Annotated in this window: 18 protein-coding genes; 5 read left to right on the forward strand and 13 right to left on the reverse strand. The window is 32.3% G+C overall.

The genetic code is table 11. The features are described from left to right. Nucleotides 1–2: 2 nt before the first annotated feature. The gene (locus tag AC3Y25_RS03645) at nt 3–1,217 is read right to left on the reverse strand and encodes a hybrid sensor histidine kinase/response regulator (RefSeq protein ID WP_489901772.1); all 1,215 of its coding nucleotides are present in this window, start codon (nt 1,215–1,217) and stop codon (nt 3–5) included. A gap of 392 nt (nt 1,218–1,609) precedes the next feature. Here AC3Y25_RS03645 and AC3Y25_RS03650 point away from each other — a divergent pair, with 392 nt between their 5' ends. Together AC3Y25_RS03650 and AC3Y25_RS03655 are read left to right on the forward strand one after the other, a co-directional pair. Then, on the forward strand, nt 1,610–2,455 hold the full coding sequence (locus tag AC3Y25_RS03650; RefSeq protein ID WP_427873299.1) for an SDR family oxidoreductase: 846 nt from the start codon (nt 1,610–1,612) through the stop codon (nt 2,453–2,455). Between the two features lie 308 nt (nt 2,456–2,763). Continuing rightward, nucleotides 2,764–3,024 (forward strand): SemiSWEET family sugar transporter, encoded by a 261-nt coding sequence (locus AC3Y25_RS03655; RefSeq protein WP_489901773.1) that lies wholly within the window; start codon nt 2,764–2,766, stop codon nt 3,022–3,024. 56 nt (nt 3,025–3,080) lie between these two features. On the opposite strand, the gene AC3Y25_RS03660 is transcribed toward AC3Y25_RS03655, so the two are convergent. Further along, nucleotides 3,081–3,893, reverse strand: coding sequence for a hypothetical protein (locus tag AC3Y25_RS03660; RefSeq protein ID WP_489901774.1), 813 nt, complete (start codon nt 3,891–3,893; stop codon nt 3,081–3,083). Nucleotides 3,894–4,301: 408 nt separating this feature from the next. Continuing rightward, the gene (locus AC3Y25_RS03665; RefSeq protein WP_489901775.1) at nt 4,302–4,643 is read right to left on the reverse strand and encodes a hypothetical protein; all 342 of its coding nucleotides are present in this window, start codon (nt 4,641–4,643) and stop codon (nt 4,302–4,304) included. 209 nt (nt 4,644–4,852) lie between these two features. Here AC3Y25_RS03665 and AC3Y25_RS03670 point away from each other — a divergent pair, with 209 nt between their 5' ends. Continuing rightward, on the forward strand, nt 4,853–7,675 hold the full coding sequence (locus AC3Y25_RS03670; protein ID WP_489901776.1) for a PAS domain-containing sensor histidine kinase: 2,823 nt from the start codon (nt 4,853–4,855) through the stop codon (nt 7,673–7,675). Here AC3Y25_RS03670 and AC3Y25_RS03675 read toward each other — a convergent pair. After that, nucleotides 7,665–8,096, reverse strand: coding sequence for a response regulator (locus tag AC3Y25_RS03675; protein WP_379800294.1), 432 nt, complete (start codon nt 8,094–8,096; stop codon nt 7,665–7,667). The two genes, AC3Y25_RS03670 and AC3Y25_RS03675, sit on opposite strands and share 11 nt — an antisense overlap. A gap of 223 nt (nt 8,097–8,319) precedes the next feature. On the opposite strand from AC3Y25_RS03675, the gene AC3Y25_RS03680 reads away from it, so the two are divergent. Beyond that, nucleotides 8,320–8,820, forward strand: a complete 501-nt coding sequence (locus AC3Y25_RS03680) for a pyridoxamine 5'-phosphate oxidase family protein (protein ID WP_489901777.1) — start codon at nt 8,320–8,322, stop codon at nt 8,818–8,820. A gap of 500 nt (nt 8,821–9,320) precedes the next feature. On the opposite strand, the gene AC3Y25_RS03685 is transcribed toward AC3Y25_RS03680, so the two are convergent. The 3 genes from AC3Y25_RS03685 to AC3Y25_RS03695 are packed head-to-tail and all read right to left on the reverse strand — an operon-like array spanning nt 9,321 to nt 11,406. Continuing rightward, complete coding sequence (locus AC3Y25_RS03685; RefSeq protein WP_489901778.1) at nt 9,321–10,034, reverse strand: DUF72 domain-containing protein; 714 nt, start codon at nt 10,032–10,034, stop codon at nt 9,321–9,323. Next, nucleotides 10,031–10,783, reverse strand: coding sequence for a DNA-formamidopyrimidine glycosylase family protein (locus AC3Y25_RS03690; protein ID WP_489901779.1), 753 nt, complete (start codon nt 10,781–10,783; stop codon nt 10,031–10,033). The genes AC3Y25_RS03685 and AC3Y25_RS03690 overlap by 4 nt, the downstream gene beginning before the upstream one ends. 50 nt (nt 10,784–10,833) lie before the next feature. Next, nucleotides 10,834–11,406, reverse strand: coding sequence for a YciE/YciF ferroxidase family protein (locus AC3Y25_RS03695; protein WP_489901780.1), 573 nt, complete (start codon nt 11,404–11,406; stop codon nt 10,834–10,836). A gap of 188 nt (nt 11,407–11,594) precedes the next feature. On the opposite strand from AC3Y25_RS03695, the gene AC3Y25_RS03700 reads away from it, so the two are divergent. Then, the gene (locus AC3Y25_RS03700; RefSeq protein WP_489901781.1) at nt 11,595–12,131 is read left to right on the forward strand and encodes a hypothetical protein; all 537 of its coding nucleotides are present in this window, start codon (nt 11,595–11,597) and stop codon (nt 12,129–12,131) included. 78 nt (nt 12,132–12,209) lie between these two features. On the opposite strand, the gene AC3Y25_RS03705 is transcribed toward AC3Y25_RS03700, so the two are convergent. The 6 genes from AC3Y25_RS03705 to AC3Y25_RS03730 all read right to left on the reverse strand — a co-directional run bounded on the left by AC3Y25_RS03705 (nt 12,210) and on the right by AC3Y25_RS03730 (nt 16,485). Then, nucleotides 12,210–12,857, reverse strand: coding sequence for a DUF5661 family protein (locus AC3Y25_RS03705; RefSeq protein WP_489901782.1), 648 nt, complete (start codon nt 12,855–12,857; stop codon nt 12,210–12,212). A gap of 90 nt (nt 12,858–12,947) precedes the next feature. After that, nucleotides 12,948–13,112 carry a DUF1328 domain-containing protein gene (locus tag AC3Y25_RS03710; RefSeq protein ID WP_008463190.1) on the reverse strand — a complete coding sequence of 55 codons (165 nt, stop codon included), beginning with the start codon at nt 13,110–13,112 and terminating at the stop codon, nt 12,948–12,950. 80 nt (nt 13,113–13,192) lie between these two features. Then, nucleotides 13,193–14,290, reverse strand: a complete 1,098-nt coding sequence (locus tag AC3Y25_RS03715; RefSeq protein ID WP_489901783.1) for a DNA topoisomerase IB — start codon at nt 14,288–14,290, stop codon at nt 13,193–13,195. A 41-nt stretch (nt 14,291–14,331) separates the two neighbouring features. Then, a complete protein-coding gene (locus tag AC3Y25_RS03720; RefSeq protein WP_095927614.1) occupies nt 14,332–14,571 on the reverse strand; it encodes a DUF7218 family protein in 240 nt (79 codons plus the stop codon). 238 nt (nt 14,572–14,809) lie between these two features. Then, nucleotides 14,810–15,418: a hypothetical protein gene (locus AC3Y25_RS03725; protein ID WP_250835759.1), complete on the reverse strand. Its 609-nt coding sequence runs from the start codon at nt 15,416–15,418 to the stop codon at nt 14,810–14,812. Nucleotides 15,419–15,618: 200 nt separating this feature from the next. After that, the gene (locus AC3Y25_RS03730; protein ID WP_489901784.1) at nt 15,619–16,485 is read right to left on the reverse strand and encodes an XAC2610-related protein; all 867 of its coding nucleotides are present in this window, start codon (nt 16,483–16,485) and stop codon (nt 15,619–15,621) included. Between the last annotated feature and the right edge of the window lie 82 nt (nt 16,486–16,567).

The raw sequence follows: 16,567 nt of genomic DNA on the forward strand, positions 1-16,567 counted from the left end.
TTTTATTCGTATTTTAAAGGAAGAACAATGATAAAGCTTGCACCTTCTCCCACTTTACTTTTTGCTGTAATTAATCCGTTATGTTTTTCGATTATTTTCTTAGCAATTGCCAGTCCAATTCCTGTTCCTTCGTAAGATTGACGATCGTTTAAACTTTGAAAGATAATAAAAATACGATCAAGATAAATCTCATCAAAACCAATTCCGTTATCTTTTACTGTAATCCTGCAAAATTTGCCTTCTGGCGAAGTCGGACTTTCGATTGATTTTTCTAAAATAGTTTCAGAAGTAATCTCAATTACCGCTTTTTCTTCATTGCCTGAGAATTTCAAAGCATTTCCAATTAGATTTTGAAAAACCTGGCGCATCTGGCTCGGAATACTATCTATTGTTGGAAGTTCGTTGGTTTTTATGGTGGCGTTTTTGCGTTCAATTAAATAATCAAAATCTCCCAACACTTCCTGCAAAACAATATTCAAATCTGTTTTTTCCGGTTTAACCTGAGCAGAAAGCCTTGAATAAGCCAAAAGATCGGTAATTAAAGTTTGCATTCTTTCTGCCGATTTTATTGTTCGGTCCACATAATCGATCGCTTTGTCGTCTGCCTTTAAGTAAAGGTCTTTTATTATTTTGATAAAGATTTGAATCTTTCTGATTGGTTCATTTAAATCGTGTGATACCACCCAAGAAAACTGCTGCAATTCGTGATTTCGAAGTTCCAGTTCTTCATTTTTCTGAACCAGTTCTTTAGTTCTTTCCGCGATTTTTATTTCAAGATTGTCCTGCGCTTCTTTTCTAATTTTTATTTCTTTAGAAAGAAGATCTTTCATCACTTTAAGTTCATTTTGCTGTTCGTAGATTTTAATGAAGGTTTTTACTTTTAAAATTAGTAAATCACTGTCTACAGGTTTGGTAATGTATTCCACAGCACCAGTTTCGTACCCCTTAAAAATGTATTTTTTCTCGGTATTAAGTGCCGAAAGAAAAATAACAGGAATATCTTTTGTACGTATATTTCCAGAAAGAATTTTTACTACCTCAAAACCATCGAGTCCTGGCATTTGAACATCCATAATAATCAGACAATAATCTGTTTTCAGGATTTTCTTTAAAGCTTCTTCTCCAGATTCGGCACTATCGACATCGATATTATGCAGCTCTAATGTTTTCTTTAAGGCAATAATATTGGCCCTTATATCGTCTACAATTAATACCATGCCATGTTGAAGCTAAATCGGTTGTAAATCAAAACTCTTGAATTTAAAGTGAAATTTAAAAATTTTCTTATTTTTTTAAAGAATCACCGAAGTAACTCTTAAAAATTATGTGGAAATTCTCAAATGTATAAAAAAAATAACGAGCAGGTTTTTTATCTAAATCAAAAATAGTTACAAAATTCCCATCTTTGACTATCACATTAAACCTATTGCATGATTTTTAGCTTATTAGAAATTTCTATTATTTTAATCCTATCACTTATTAGATGTATTTTCACACATAATCTATCATTTTATTTTGATTGAGCTAAACAAAATACCTTTTAAGGCAACTAAAATTGCAGTTAACAGGTAATTTTAAATGAAACTACAAGCTTAAAAAAGAGTAAATCATGAAAAAGAAACAAACATTTCCCGAGCAAAAACAAAATCTTCCAGGCAATGAACACATGATGAATCCGGAGCCTGAAATTATAAGAGAAAATTATGTTGGAAGCGGTAAATTACTAGGAAAAACAGCTTTCATTACTGGTGGCGACAGCGGAATTGGCCGAAGTGTTGCAGTACATTTTGCAAGAGAAGGTGCTAATATTGCAATTGTATATCTAAAAGAAGATAAAGATGCACTTGAAACCAAAGCGATGATCGAAAAAGAAGGCCAGCAATGCCTACTAATTAATGGTGATTTGAAAGATGAAAAGTTTTGTAAAAGTGCCATTAAAAAATGCCATACCACTTTTAAAAGTCTTGATGTTTTGGTAAATAATGCTGCAACTCAGTTTCCGCAAACAGAAATAGAAAAAATAACTTCAGCACAGCTTCATAAAACTTTTGAAACTAATATTTACCCTTTCTTTTATATCACAAAAGCAGCGCTTGCTTTCTTAAAAGAGGGCGATAGCATTATAAACACCACCTCTGTTACGGCTTTTCGCGGAAGCGAACATTTGGCAGATTATGCGAGTACCAAAGGTGCAATTGTAAGTTTTACCCGTTCACTTTCGACTATGCTGGCAAAAAAGAAAATACGCGTAAATGGCGTTGCACCGGGACCAATCTGGACGCCTTTGATCGTAGCCACTTTTGACAAATTATCTGATTTTGGAAAAGACAATCCGATGGAGAGAGCCGGTCAGCCTTCGGAAGTGGCACCTGCTTATGTGTTTCTGGCCTCTGAAGACAGTAGTTATATTACTGGGCAGTTTATTCATATAAATGGTGGAGAATTGGTTGGGTAAAAAGTTTCTAAGATGCTAAGTTTTTTTGCTCGCAAAGACGCGAAGGCGCGAAGTTTTTGTTTTTATTATAACTTAATAAAATGACTTTGCGACTCTGCGCCTTTGCGAGACTATCTAAACTAACTTAATAAAATCTTACAAAATGAATTATTAACCGCTAAGAGCGCTAAGATTTACGCAATGACCGCAATTTTTTTGCTCGCAAAGACGCAAAGGCGTTAAGTTTGTTTTTATAACTTAATAAAAATGGCTTTGCGACTCTGCGCCTTTGCGAGATTATTTTAAACCAACTTAACAAATCTTAAAAAATGAATTTTATAGACATCATCGGACTTTTTGCTGGAGGGTGTATTACACTATCTACGATTCCGCAAATTATAAAGGTCTGGAAGACCAAGAAAGTAAAAGAAATTTCGCTATGGATGTTCAGCATTTTAACCTTTGGGATTGCGGTATGGATTGTTTACGGAATTCTTAAAAAAGACCTTCCCATTATTCTGACCAATAGTATTTCTTTCGTTTTAAATCTCATCATGGTTTATTTCATTATTTACTATGAAAAAGAATAAAAAAAAACAGCTCGATCGAAGCTGTTTTTTTGAAAGTGAAGAATATGGTATGCTTACTAGCTAGCTAATTTTTGGTTGTATGATTTTAATTCCAATTGGTATTTTCGACGTTGTAAGTTTCGCTTTAAAAACTGTACTGGCGCTGTAATTGCGGTTAATTTCATATGAGATAATTTTTTGATCTCACTTAATTGTTTTACTGCAAAGTTCAAAATAGGCTCAAACGCTGTAAAATAATTATAACTATGTTGCGCTATCTCAAGCTCTAAAACTTCGCGAAGAATACTTTTCATTACTATATAACGAACTAATCCTTGACTCGGAATTCTTTTAAGCTCCTGAAATTTCTCTCCAATCTTGTGATTTTCATCTCCTATATAAATGTAATTTCCAGAATTGCTCGTAAATATTTTTTTTACTTGAGAAACAAAATCGCTTTCTTTATTTTCCATTGTTGTTGGCATTCCAATTAAAGAGAATTGAATATGTTGGTGGCTTTGAAAATACAAAACACTATTAATAGTAGAAGAATTGCTCATAATACCTGACTGTTGTTTTTTAAGGCTATGAGTAGCCCCATTGGCACCAAAACTATGCAAAACGTTTCCTTTCTCGCAATACGCAAAAAATACAGGCGAAAACGGATTCGATTCGATACTTAAACTAATTTCTTGATTAAAAGTTAAATCAAAACTTAGGTATGACATCTCTTTTTCAAAACGAACGCCAGAAATGCTTCCCTTTGCCCATTTTGATTGAATTGTCAAATTGTATTCATTGGCAGTAACTTTTAATTTTCCTCCAAAACTTTCTTTCAGATTATTAAAAACAGCATCAAAGCTTCCAGTATTTATGTAAAGTTTTTTCATTATATGGTTTGGTTTTAGTAAAAGCGGTTAGTTATTTATTTACGCATAAAAACCAACCTTGGTTGCTAACTTTCTATAATCCAAATTTCGTTTATATTGTCAGTCAATTCTTTATACAATTTTGTGCAGATATTTCATAATTATTATTTAAAGTTGCAAAGTTGCTGAGATACTGAGGTAGTAAGTTTCTCAAACTCAAAAAACAGTAAAAAACTACCTCAAATGAATTCAAACTAAGGAACTACACTTCTACCTTTCTCACTTTTAAAAAACAAAGAGCAAAAAAACTTAGGATCTCAGTATCTCAGCATCTTTGCAACTTTCAAAAAAAAAAAAAGCAGCTGCCTCAAATAAATTTGAAACAACTGCTCATCAGCAAAATAAAAATACCAATCTATTTTTATTCTTTTATGTTAATTCGTTTATGTCTGCATTTTTGGAATAATTGGCTTTCGGGATGTCTTTAAAAAATTCGGCTTCTTCCAAATCTGCCGTTGGACCATATCCTAATAAATGAGTTCCTTTGCCTCCATCTTTAGTTTCTATTATGTATAAAATTGACATATCATCGGGATCACTCATACCTTCATAACGATGATGCGCCACAATAAAAATATCTTCTGGTTTATACGTTGCTTTGCTCTCTGAATCTATCAAATGATCGTTTTCGAATAAATAATTTACCGTGTATCCTTCTTCTTGATATCTCTTTATATTATCGGTTTCGTGTTTTGAATCTTCCCTTTTCATTGTTTTTTATTTTTAACTGTTATTCAAATTTCCGCATAGGAAAGCGATAAAATTAACTCTAACGATTTTAATCTTGCCTCATTTAAAAATCGCTTTTCTGCGAATATTTATTTTCATTAATTTTAATAAAACTTAATTCAAAACAAGAATTTACTAACTTTAATACGAATGAAAAGTAGCTTGTTAACAAGACGAAAAATAAGATTTTAATGAATAGCAACAAATATGATTTTCTCGCAAACGGAGGAGAAATGGGTATGCTTACTCGCGCAAAAGATTGGAGTAAAACTACACTTGGGCCTATAGAATCATGGCCTCAAAGTCTTAGGACTACTTTAGGAATTCTTCTAAACTCTAAATTCCCCATGTTTTTATTTTGGGGACAAGATCATATTTGTTTTTACAATGATGCCTATCGTCCAAGTCTAGGAAATGATGGAAAACATCCTTCTATTCTAGGCCAAAAAGGAGCCGATTACTGGCCTGAAATCTGGGATTTTATTAAGCCTCTAATCGATCAAGTACTTCAAAATGGAGAAGCCACATGGCACGAAGACCAATTATTACCGATTTATAGAAATGGAAAATTGGAAGATGTTTACTGGACATTTAGTTATAGTCCTGTAAATGATGAAAACGGAAAAACAAATGGCGTTTTGGTAATTTGTAATGAAACTACCAATCAAATCATTACTCGCAAAAAACTCGAAGAAAGCGAAAGACGTTTTAGAAATACAGTTAAACAATTGCCTCTCGGAATTTGTGTTTTAAAAGGAGCCGATCTAATTGTCGAGATGGCCAATACCACTTATCTCCATATCATTGATAGAGAAGAAAGTGCCATATTAAACAAGTCTATTTTTGATTCTGTTCCCGAAACTAGAGAAACTGCATATCCTATTATAAAAAAGGTTTTCGAAACTGGCGAACCATACTATGCAGATGAATTTGCTGTAACCTTAAATCGTTATAACAAAGAAGAATTAGCTTATTTCAATCTCGTTTTTTACCCTTTAAATGAAGAAAACGAGATTACTGGAGTTATTGTAGTTGCATATGAAGTAACCGAAGAAGTAAAAGGCAGATATCTCCTTGAAGAAAATGAAAAAGCTTTTAGAAATATTGTAATTGATTCTCCTATTGCAATGGCAATTTTTAGAGGAAAAGATTTCGTTATCGAAATGGCCAATAAAGCCATGATGTATAATATTTGGCAAAAGGAAGAAAAAGAATGTATTGGCATTCCGTTACTAGATGTTTTTCCTGAATTGAAAAACCAAAAATATCCTGAATTATTACATGATGTTTTGGTCAATGGAAAAACGATTCGGGAGAATGAAGCTGTGGCTTATGTTGATATTAAAGGAAGTCTCAAAAAATTCTATCTGGATTACGAATATACTACGCTATACGAAAAAAACGGAAAAGCATCTGGTGTAATGTGCACGGTTTATGATGTAACTTCTAAGGTTAAAGCCAGAAAAAAAGTGGAAACTGCCGAAGCAAGAACACGTTTGGCTACTGAAATCGCCGAAATTGCCATGTGGGATTTGAATCTTAAAACAAAGAAACTCATCTATAGCGATACTATTCTAGATATTTTTGGATTTGAGAAAAATACAAAGATTGTACATCAAGACATTCGAAACCGTATACTTCCAGAAGACGAGAATATTGTTTTAGACGCTTTCGCGGAAGCATTAAAAACTGGAATTTACAAATATGAAGCTCGAATTTTAAAACTAGACCAATCAATTGCATGGATTAAAGTTCAGGGGAAAATCTTTTTTGATGAAAATAACGAACCTTCCAAAATGTTGGGAACTGTGATGGATTTTACAATCGAAAAAGAAAGTCAGCACGTTTTAATGAAGAGCGAACAAAAATTTAGACTTCTCGCCGATTCTATTCCTCAGTTCATCTGGACGAGTGATACTCTAGGAAATCTGAATTATTTTAATGAAACAGTTTACAGCTATTCTGGATTGTCTAAAGAAGAAATTGACAAAAATGGCTGGCTTCAAATTGTGCATCCCGACGACCGCGAGGAAAATGTAAAACTATGGATGGAATCTGTAAAAACAGGAAATGATTTTCTTTTCATTCACCGTTTTAAGCGCTATGATGGCGAATACAGATGGCAGCTCAGCCGTGCAATAGCACAATTGGATGAATCTGGAAAGATTCAAATGTGGGTTGGAACAAGCACTGATATAGAAGAGCAAAAAAACTTTACCAATAAACTAGAAGATCAAATTATAGAGCGTACCACACAATTGGAACTCAAAAACAGGGATTTGATTAATATGAATATAGAATTGCAGTCGTTTGCTTATATCTCAAGCCATGATTTGCAGGAACCGCTGCGAAAAATTCAGACTTTTGCAAGTCGATTGGCAACTTTAGACGAGCAGAATATTTCGGCAAATGCCAGATCTTATTTAGCTAGAATTGAGTTTTCGGCAAAGAAAATGCAAAATCTAATTCAGGATTTATTAACCTATTCGCGTACCAATTCTGCCGATCGTATTTTTACAACGGTTAAAATAGACGAAATTGCAGAAGAAGTAATAAGTGATTTTTCTGATCGAATTGAAGAAAAAAATGCTATTGTAGAATATCATGATTTAGGAGAAGCAAATCTTATTCAGTTTCAGTTTAGACAGTTGGTACATAATTTGGTTGAAAATGCTTTGAAATTTTCTATACCTGGTGTTCCTCCAGAAGTGAAAATTTCTGCTACTCAAATTGATGGAAAATTGCTTCCTAATGCTGAATTTAAAGACAAAAATTACCTTCATCTCCAAGTGGAAGATAACGGAATTGGTTTTGAACCTATTTATAAAGAAAAAATCTTTGAAGTTTTTCAGCGCTTAAATACCGAAAGTGAATACAAAGGAACTGGAATTGGTCTTGCAATCGTGAAAAAAATCGTCGAAAATCATAGAGGCTTTATCACAGTTTCTAGCGAAAAAGGTAAAGGTTCTACTTTTAATATTTATATTCCCGATTTGTCTGAAATTAATATTTAAACACAAAATTAGATTGATTGGGAATAAATTTTTCCCAATCTATTTGCATTGCATGCTCTATAGATTTTATAATGTCATTCATTAAAACTGGCTTTGTAATAAAGCAGTTGGCGCCAAGTTTACGGCATTTTTCTATAATTCCAGGCTCGCTTGAAGTAGAATAAATTACAACAGGAATATCTTTTTTATAATCTGAATTTCGAAGTTCTTCTAGAACATCAAAGCCATTTTTTCCAGGCATGTTTAAATCTAAAAAAACGACATAAGGTGTAGCAGGCGGATCGCAAATTGCGTTTAAAAAATTCTGTCCGCCAGAATACGTTTGAAGTTTAATGTTCTGAGGTATAGATTCTACGGCATCAGCAAAAATACACAAATCATCTTCATCGTCATCAGTATAGTATATCGTAAAATCAGTCATTATCTTTTGGCTTCGAATTATAATGTCTCAAATATAATGTAATTTTATGTAACAACCAGATTTTAAACTAATTTCTTACAAAAAAAGCAAATTGAAATCTCATAATTTATAAGTTTAATTATATAATCTGTAAACGGACAAAAAGAGCCAACTTTACTTTTAGCTATTTCAATGACAAACAAGACTTTATTTGTCAAGTAATTAACTTAAAAATATTAATATTATGGGCGATCATAAAGACCTTACAGATGAATTTGCAGTAGATAAAATAAAAGATCTTGCTGAGCATATTAAAACATGTATGTTTTGTACATACAATGAATATAGATTACAGTCACGACCAATGTCTGTTCAGAAAATTGATGATTTGGGACAGCTTTGGTTTTTATCTGACCGAAACAGCAGTCAGAATGCAGATATTACATTAAATCCGATGGTTGAAATATTCTTTTCTGAACCGCATGATAAATTTCTAACGCTTCACGGAACCGCAAGTATTTCGTACGATCGAGAAACTATCGAAAAATTATGGAATCCTATAGTAAAAATCTGGATGCCTGGCGGTGTAGACGATCCGAATTTGAGTGTTATAAAAGTAGTTCCTGAAGATGGTTACTATTGGAACAACAAAAACGGAAAAATGGTTGCTATTGCAAAAATGACAGCGGCTTTTGTAACAGGAAAAACGATGGATGACGGAATTGAAGGAAGCTTGAAATTATAGCTTTTTTAAAGTTTTTTTAACCGCAAAGAGCGCAAAGTATACGCTAAGTTCGCTAAGATTTTTTCTTTTGCGTACCTTGTGTATACATTGCGCTCTTTGCGGTTATTTTTTTTTGCCACAGATTAAAGGATTAAAAAGATTTAAAAAAATCTGTTTAAATCTGTAATCGGAAGCGTGAAACAAAAATTATTCAGCAAGAAAATTAAACTCAAATCTTTGCGAACTTTTTCACGCATGCATTAAGTCTTCAAAATAAAAAAAAAACTTTGCGCGCTTTGCGTTAAAAAAAATTCGTTTAGATAGACACGGTTATTTTTTTGCCACAGATTAAGAGAATTAAAAAGATTAAAAAAAAAATCTACTAAATCTGTAAAATCTGCGGGAAATAAAAATTATTCAGCAAGCAAATTAAACTTACTTTGCGAACTTTTTCACGCATGCATTAAGCCTTCACAATAAAAAAAACTTTGTGCACTTTGCGTTAAAAAAAAAAGACAGACTTAAGCATTCATTCTCTTCAATTCCAAAGCATTCAAAATACCTGCTTCACTTGCTGTATTATTAAAGTATACAAATCCTTTTTTGGAATGAATTTGGTGATTTACTTGCTGTAATTCTTCTGTAGAATAACTGGAGTAAAATAATTTCGGAACTCCATGAAATCGCACATAAAGCAGCGGAAAATCTTTAAAAATAGTTTTAGGAAGATTAGGATGGCTTACACTGCAAAATGTAACATTATTTTCTTTGAAAACAGTCCAAACCTCATCATTCCACCAGCTTTCGTGACGAAACTCGACCACATTTTTAAAATTATAATCCAAACTATTGATTATGGTTTCTAATTTTTCCCGGCTAAAAACATAACTCGGCGGAAATTGAAACAAAACAGCTGCAAGTTTTTCTTTCATACCCACTTTACAGACCTGATAAAAGTCATTAAGCAGACCTTCACATTCTTGCAGTTTTTTGATATGGGTAATTTCTTTTGGCACTTTAATCGAAAACTTGAAAGATTCAGGCGTTTTACTGTACCAATTTTGAAAGATTCTTACTGTTGGAAATTTATAAAAACTTCCATTAAATTCATACGTATCAAAATGATGGCAATAAAAATCAAACCATTGCTTTGAAGGCAGATTTTGTGGATAAAAAATATTCTTCCAAAAACTGTTATAAAAACTTGAACATCCTATTATTACTTGATTTTTCATTTGTATAGTTGTTGACAATTGGTGCAGAAAAAGCTTCTGCGTTTACGATCTCCCGTCTGTTTTTTTTCAAACGGCAGATTACATCGTAAGCAAATACTTTTTGTATAAGCTTCCCAATGTTGTTTCAGTTCGAATTTCTTTTTCCAGTATAAAAATTCAAAACTGTAAATAGAACATTCGGCTATGAGCTGGCTTATAAGATGAGGCGGAATCTTTTCTACAATCGACTCTGGATGAACATAACAGCGGTACAAAACTTCATTTTTTATGATATTGCCCACTCCAGAAAAAATATCCTGGTCTAATAGTACATCACAGATCATTTTTTCAGGCATTTTTTCAATGCTCATCTGTGCTTTCTTCGGATTCCAATTTTCATTCATTACATCAACGCTCCAATCATAATGAGAATTGATATCGCCTTCTAAGATTTTAACTGAGCAGGTGTAGAAATTAATTTCGCCCTTATCAAAAACTAAACTAAGTCTGGGTTTTGAAGTTTTGCGTTCGTTAACTCGGTAGGTTCCGAACATCAGCAGGTGAATTTTTACCGTAAAAGAATCAAAACAGATTAAAAAGTGCTTTCCCCAAGTTTTAAAGGCAAGAATCGTTTTATCCTTCAGTCGTGAAATATCAATATGAGTGTTTCCCGATACAGAAATTATTTTCTGTCCAGTAAATTGCTGCAATTCTTCTTTTAAGATTACTATAGACGGACCTTCGGGCATATACTGTATTTTTTTATTCAACTAAAAAAGTGCAGTTTTAGAACTGCACTTTTATTTCATTTCTTAAACTACTATTCAATTTCGGCAGCTTCAAGATTCACTGCATTTACAGCGACTTCTGTAAGGGTTTTATCGGCTCCTTTTTCTTCATCGAGTGTTTGTTCCAATAAAGTTGCTGCTTCTGGCAAACCAAGCGTTTCTGCAAATTGTCTTAAAGTGCCGTAAGTGGCAATTTCGTAATGTTCAATTTTCTGACTTGCCGCAATAATTCCTGCGTCACGCACTACTCCAAGCTCTGTTTCTTCCAGCATTCCTTTGGCTTCTTCAATTAAACCTTCCATGGCATCGCATTTTTTTGCAGTTGCTTTTTTGCCAATAATTTTAAATACCTCTTCCAAACGGACAATTTGTTCTTCGGTTTCGGTTAAATGATTATCAATTGCATCTTTCAATTCAACAGAAGAAGCATTTTTAACCATTACAGGCAAGGCTTTTAGTAGTGCTTTCTCCGCCCAATAAATGTCTTTTAATCCGTCTTCAAATAATTCTGTTAATCCTGAAGCGGCGTTAGACTTTGGCTTCGTAACTCCTCTCGGTGTAGTTTCTTTTGCAGTAGCTGCATTTTTACTATCTGTAGTTTTCATGGTAATAGTTTTTATGATTAATATGTTGGTAAAATTACTGCCTGTACTATGAGACTGGTTATATGATTACAAGTTAAAATTCCATTCTAAACATCTGTTAATTATAGAATTACACTAAATAATTTTATAATATATTCCGTCAACTTCATGCTAGCTTTGTATATATAATCATTAAAAAAACAGCGATCATGAATACTATAGATAAAAACAACAGCACGAATAAGGATTTCAAAAATCATTTTTCAAATGATAGAAACTTGGCAGAAGATCTAGATGATGTTAAAAAACCCGACAATGATAATCGTGAGATTGCAGAGCGAGGTTATACGGTAAGAAACGGCTACAATCCGAACAGGCCAAATCCAGATCAAGAAGATTTTGTAAGTGATGATGATTTGGACGATCTAAACGATGATTTTCATACTGACAGAGATCTAGAAGATAACAACGACGATGTTTATGAAGTTGAACTAGAAGATGATAATTATGCCGAAGAAAATGACGAATTTGATAATCCTTCCGATTTAAAAGAAGACGAATACGACTTTAACGAAACCGAAGATGTTTTGGAAGACATTGACGAGGAAGACGATGAAGATGACGAGGAAGACGAGTACATCGAAGAGGATATTGATGAAGAAGATGATACTGATTATATCGAAGACGATGTTCAGGAAGATAAGGATGATGAAAGGTATCCAGAAAATGATCCGCGAAGATTGTAATAGTTCATTCTACAAAAATAAAAACCGTCTCGTTAAAGAACAACGAGACGGTTTTTTTTGAGTCTAAAACTTAACTACTTAATCTCCAATAATTTTCAATACTGGAATATCGTCCATTCGGGCTAAACGCTCGGCTAATCCGGCTCTGGCTTCATTAAGCTCTTGCTCAGCTTTCCCTAATTCTATATACCATTTTTCTTTACCTACTGGCGATGACTCTATTTTTCTGATAATTTCATAAATCTCACCCTCTGCCTCCATTACTTTTAGCCTTTTATAATAAGTCAGACTTTCGGTCATATGTGCAAGCGCAATCATAGCGGTCAAAAACGGATGATTATTGGTCACATTTACATCTTTTACCCTACCGTGTTCCAACTCTACTTTTAATGCAAAAGCGAATTCTTCCATATTAAAAGCTTCATGTTTGCTTTTCGGATCCAGATAAGCTTTTATTGCATGAACATTATTCATTGTAGAAAGATCAACATCGGTGTGATTCTTAGCATTTAAATCTTTAAAAACCACATTTGCAATAGCTCGTGCTTCTGCAGTTGTCGGATCATTTTCAGGATTTTCAAAATCACGTACTGACCAATCCCAATCTTTAGGATGAACAGGTTTTATATACTTTTCGCAAAAATCTGTCACATCATTCTTTAGGCTTACCATTTCATCTTCTCTTTTAATATAAACATCCTGGTAAGCACCGCTTTTTGTTCCCATGACTTGGCTTTTTTTATTGAAACCACAAACGACACATTTACTAAATGAAATGTGTCGTTTTTGATTTGTTTGTATTTACTGATACTTCTTCTATACTCTTGTTGATCTTCCGCTTATTAAGGAAATAACAAAAAGAACTAAAAATATAAAGAATAAAATTTTTGCTATACTAGCAGCTCCAGCGGCAATTCCACCGAAACCAAATATTCCCGCCACTATGGCTAGAATAATAAAAGTGACTGTCCAACGTAACATAATAATAGTTTTTTAGTTAATAATGATTTTGTTTGTATTACAAACTTTTGAAACTTTTGGGAGAGATGCTCCAACTCTTTTTATTGACATGATGCTTCTAGATTAATCTCATAATTTTGAATCAATTCCGAGAATGCACTTTCTGTTTTTGTAAAATATTTTTTCGTGCTTCTGCTTTTTTTAACTTTATCAAAATACTCCTGAATAGAACCATCTTCATAAGTCGAAATCAAAAGCGGATGAACGTAATAATCTTTGCAAACTTTTCTGGTGTTTCCGAGCGCTTCGGCTGTCAGATCAAAAGCAGTTATGATATTCTGCTTGATTTCTTTTTCATCTGAAGTCACTCCTATTTCCATCAGGCTTTCAAAGAAAATAATAGAGGCTGCCCAAGTTCTAAAATCTTTCGCGCTAAAATATTCGCCCGATATTTGGTGCAAATATTCATTGACCATATGACTGTCCAGTACTTTTTTCTCGCCGTTTTTATCGTAATATTTAAAAACTTCCCAGCCTGGAATTTCTTCGCAACGGCTCACCAGTTTGATTAATTGTTTGTTTCTGGTCGTAATAGTATGCTGTTTCCCTTTTTTGCCAACAAATTCAAATCGGAGCGAATTTTTATTGATATTAATATGACGTTTTCTAAGAGTTGAAAGTCCGTACGATTTGTTGTCTTTGGCATATTTCTCATTTCCGATTCGAATATGTGTTTCTTCCATCAATCGAATAACCAAAGCTGTTACTTTTTCTTTAGACCATTCCTTCTGTTCCAGATCTAGATCAACTTGCTTTCTAATTGCTGGAAGTTTAGATCCAAATTCAGCAATTTTATAAAACTTGGTCTGATTTCGAATCAAATTCCATTTTGGATGATAACGATATTGTTTTCTATTTTTAAGATCAGTTCCTACGGCTTGTAAATGTCCATTTGTAATATCGGTAATACGAACATTTTCCCAAGCTGGCGGAAGTACCAGACTATTAATGCGTTTAATTTCATGTTTGCTTTTTACATTCTTTCCGTTCTTTTTATAAACGAAATTTTCTCCTTCGCGACAGCGTACAATTGTCAATTGATAATCATTGATGTATTCCAAATCTAGTTTTTCAATTACTAAATGTGGTGCTTTTATCAGCTGATTCATTAAGATTTCTTTTTTGGCTGTGGCGTTCATGATATTGCTATTTTTATCGCATTAATGTTTTGTTTTAAATTTTAGTTATTTCTTAAAGACTCAATCAAGGCTTTTTTATTCATATAAGATCTTCCTTTTATGCCAACTTTACTGGCTTGTTTCAGAAGTTCCTCTTTTGTCCATTCGTCATAAGGTTTTGCTTTTCCACCTTTCTTCCCCGCATCTGGAGTATTGGCAATACGAGCCGATTTTTCTTTGCTGTATCCTTTTTTCACCAATGCTTCATATTGCTCTTCATTCTTAATTCTTGGATTTGGCATGACTGTAATTTTTAATATTATTTCTAAAAATCTGATAAGTCAAAGTTCTTCAAAAAGTAAGATCATTCTGTTATACAATTTTTGCAGGAAATTTCATTTTTGTAGGATGGGAATTGTGAAAGTGGAAATGTAAATTTTCTTTTTTTTTTATGAAATGTGAAATGTGGAATGTGAAATGAAAAAAAAATCCCAACTCTTTTGGAGTTGGGATTTTGATTATTTTAAAAATTTAAGGATATTAATCTTCTTTTTTATAAGATATTTTTATTGACTGATCTTCTTTTGCTCCATCCCAATAGACATATTTTTGCACATTTTTTATACCTGCCAAATCTTTTTCAAAGTTATTTTGATAGCTAACAGCCACCTCACCTTTTTCAGCATATTCATTAAATAATATATTCCCAATATATAAAATCTCACCTTTATTTACTTTAAAGGGAATAGAAAAACCTCCCAATCCACTATTTTTTTGAAGTATTGCAAAACCACTATTAGAAAAAAGTCGAATTCCAGTTATTTCATTTTCTCCTTCTGGTCTTTCAATTGCAAAAAGATAAGTAAGTCCATTATCTAACTCTCCCTTGTGTCTCATTTTAAAAATTTGAGCTGGACTAATATGAACTTCTTTAAAATTTTTTCTTGCAGTTTTTTCATCTGCAGCTTTATAACTAATCTGAATAAAATACTCATTAAAATGTGCTTTTTCTTTTGGAAATGTAATTGATCCGAAGATTAGTCCTTTATCTGTTTTATTTGGAATAAAAGTTAATTGCTGAGCCGTTAGTTTTGAAAATGTTACAACACATAAAAAAGTAAATATTGACAAGAATAAATTTCGAATCATAAAATAGTTGATTTTAAAGTTTTTGATATTATTTTTTTTTAGGTTCAAATATATAATTTTTAATAAATCAATCTCCTTCTTATAATTATTTAAAATTATGATTTTTTAAGTAAACCTTAATCCTACAACAATCTCTAAAAATCCTGTAAGCCCCCATTATATGTTCTTAATAACTTCATTTTTATAATATTATAAAATAATTAATCACATTTAATCTTTTTGTAATCCTGTGTTTTATCGTCATATTCCATACAGGTCTTTTTAATCAAAACCATTTTATTATTGACCACTTTATATTCAGTTCTTTCTACGCTTCTTCCAGCGCAACACTGATTATGCTCGTAAATTCTTTTTGTTTTGTTGTCAAATTCTAAAGAAGTTCCGCTAAAACCGCTTTCAAAATATTTTCCTGTTTTTGGATTATAAAGAAAATATATTCTTGAAGTATTTGGACCTGCATAACTAGATTCGAAAACAGAAAACTCTTCAAATCCATCAAAATTATAATCGCCTACATTTATATTATGCAATCCCCAAAGTTGGCATTCTATATCAACCTTCTGAATTAATTTATCGGTCTTTTTTTCAATAATTTTTATTCCAGAAACCGTAGATGAACCTTTTTCTTTCAAAATAACCAATTTAAAATATTTGTCTTTTAAACAAACGGGTTGTAGAATTTCTCTTTCTGTCCATTCTTCTCCATTATTATAATTAAGGTCAAACTCTTTTATCAGACTGATTTTAAGTTCTTTTCCGGAATTTAAATCTTTCCAAATTCCATTTAATTGATCACTTTCAGAACTATAATTTTCAAAACTCAATTTCGCGGTTTCTTTATCATTTTTATCTTTTTCTGTAAATACTAAAGTTTTGCCATTTAATTTAGCATTTAAGACAATTGGAGTGTCATAATTGGAATAAGCATAAATTGCCGTTCCTTGTCCATCAGAATAGATATCAGTTACAAACTCGATTGGGTATTTATCAATAAAACCTTTATAACTGATTTGAGCTGATACAAAAGCTGTAGCTAAAAGAAATAGAATTGTAATTTTTTGTTTCATGAATAATCTTTTTACTTCTTAATATACAAACATACATTTTCTAATTATATAAAAGCATCCAAATCCTATAACAATCTCTCAA

The sequence above is a fragment of the Flavobacterium sp. LK-23 genome (assembly GCF_058135255.1).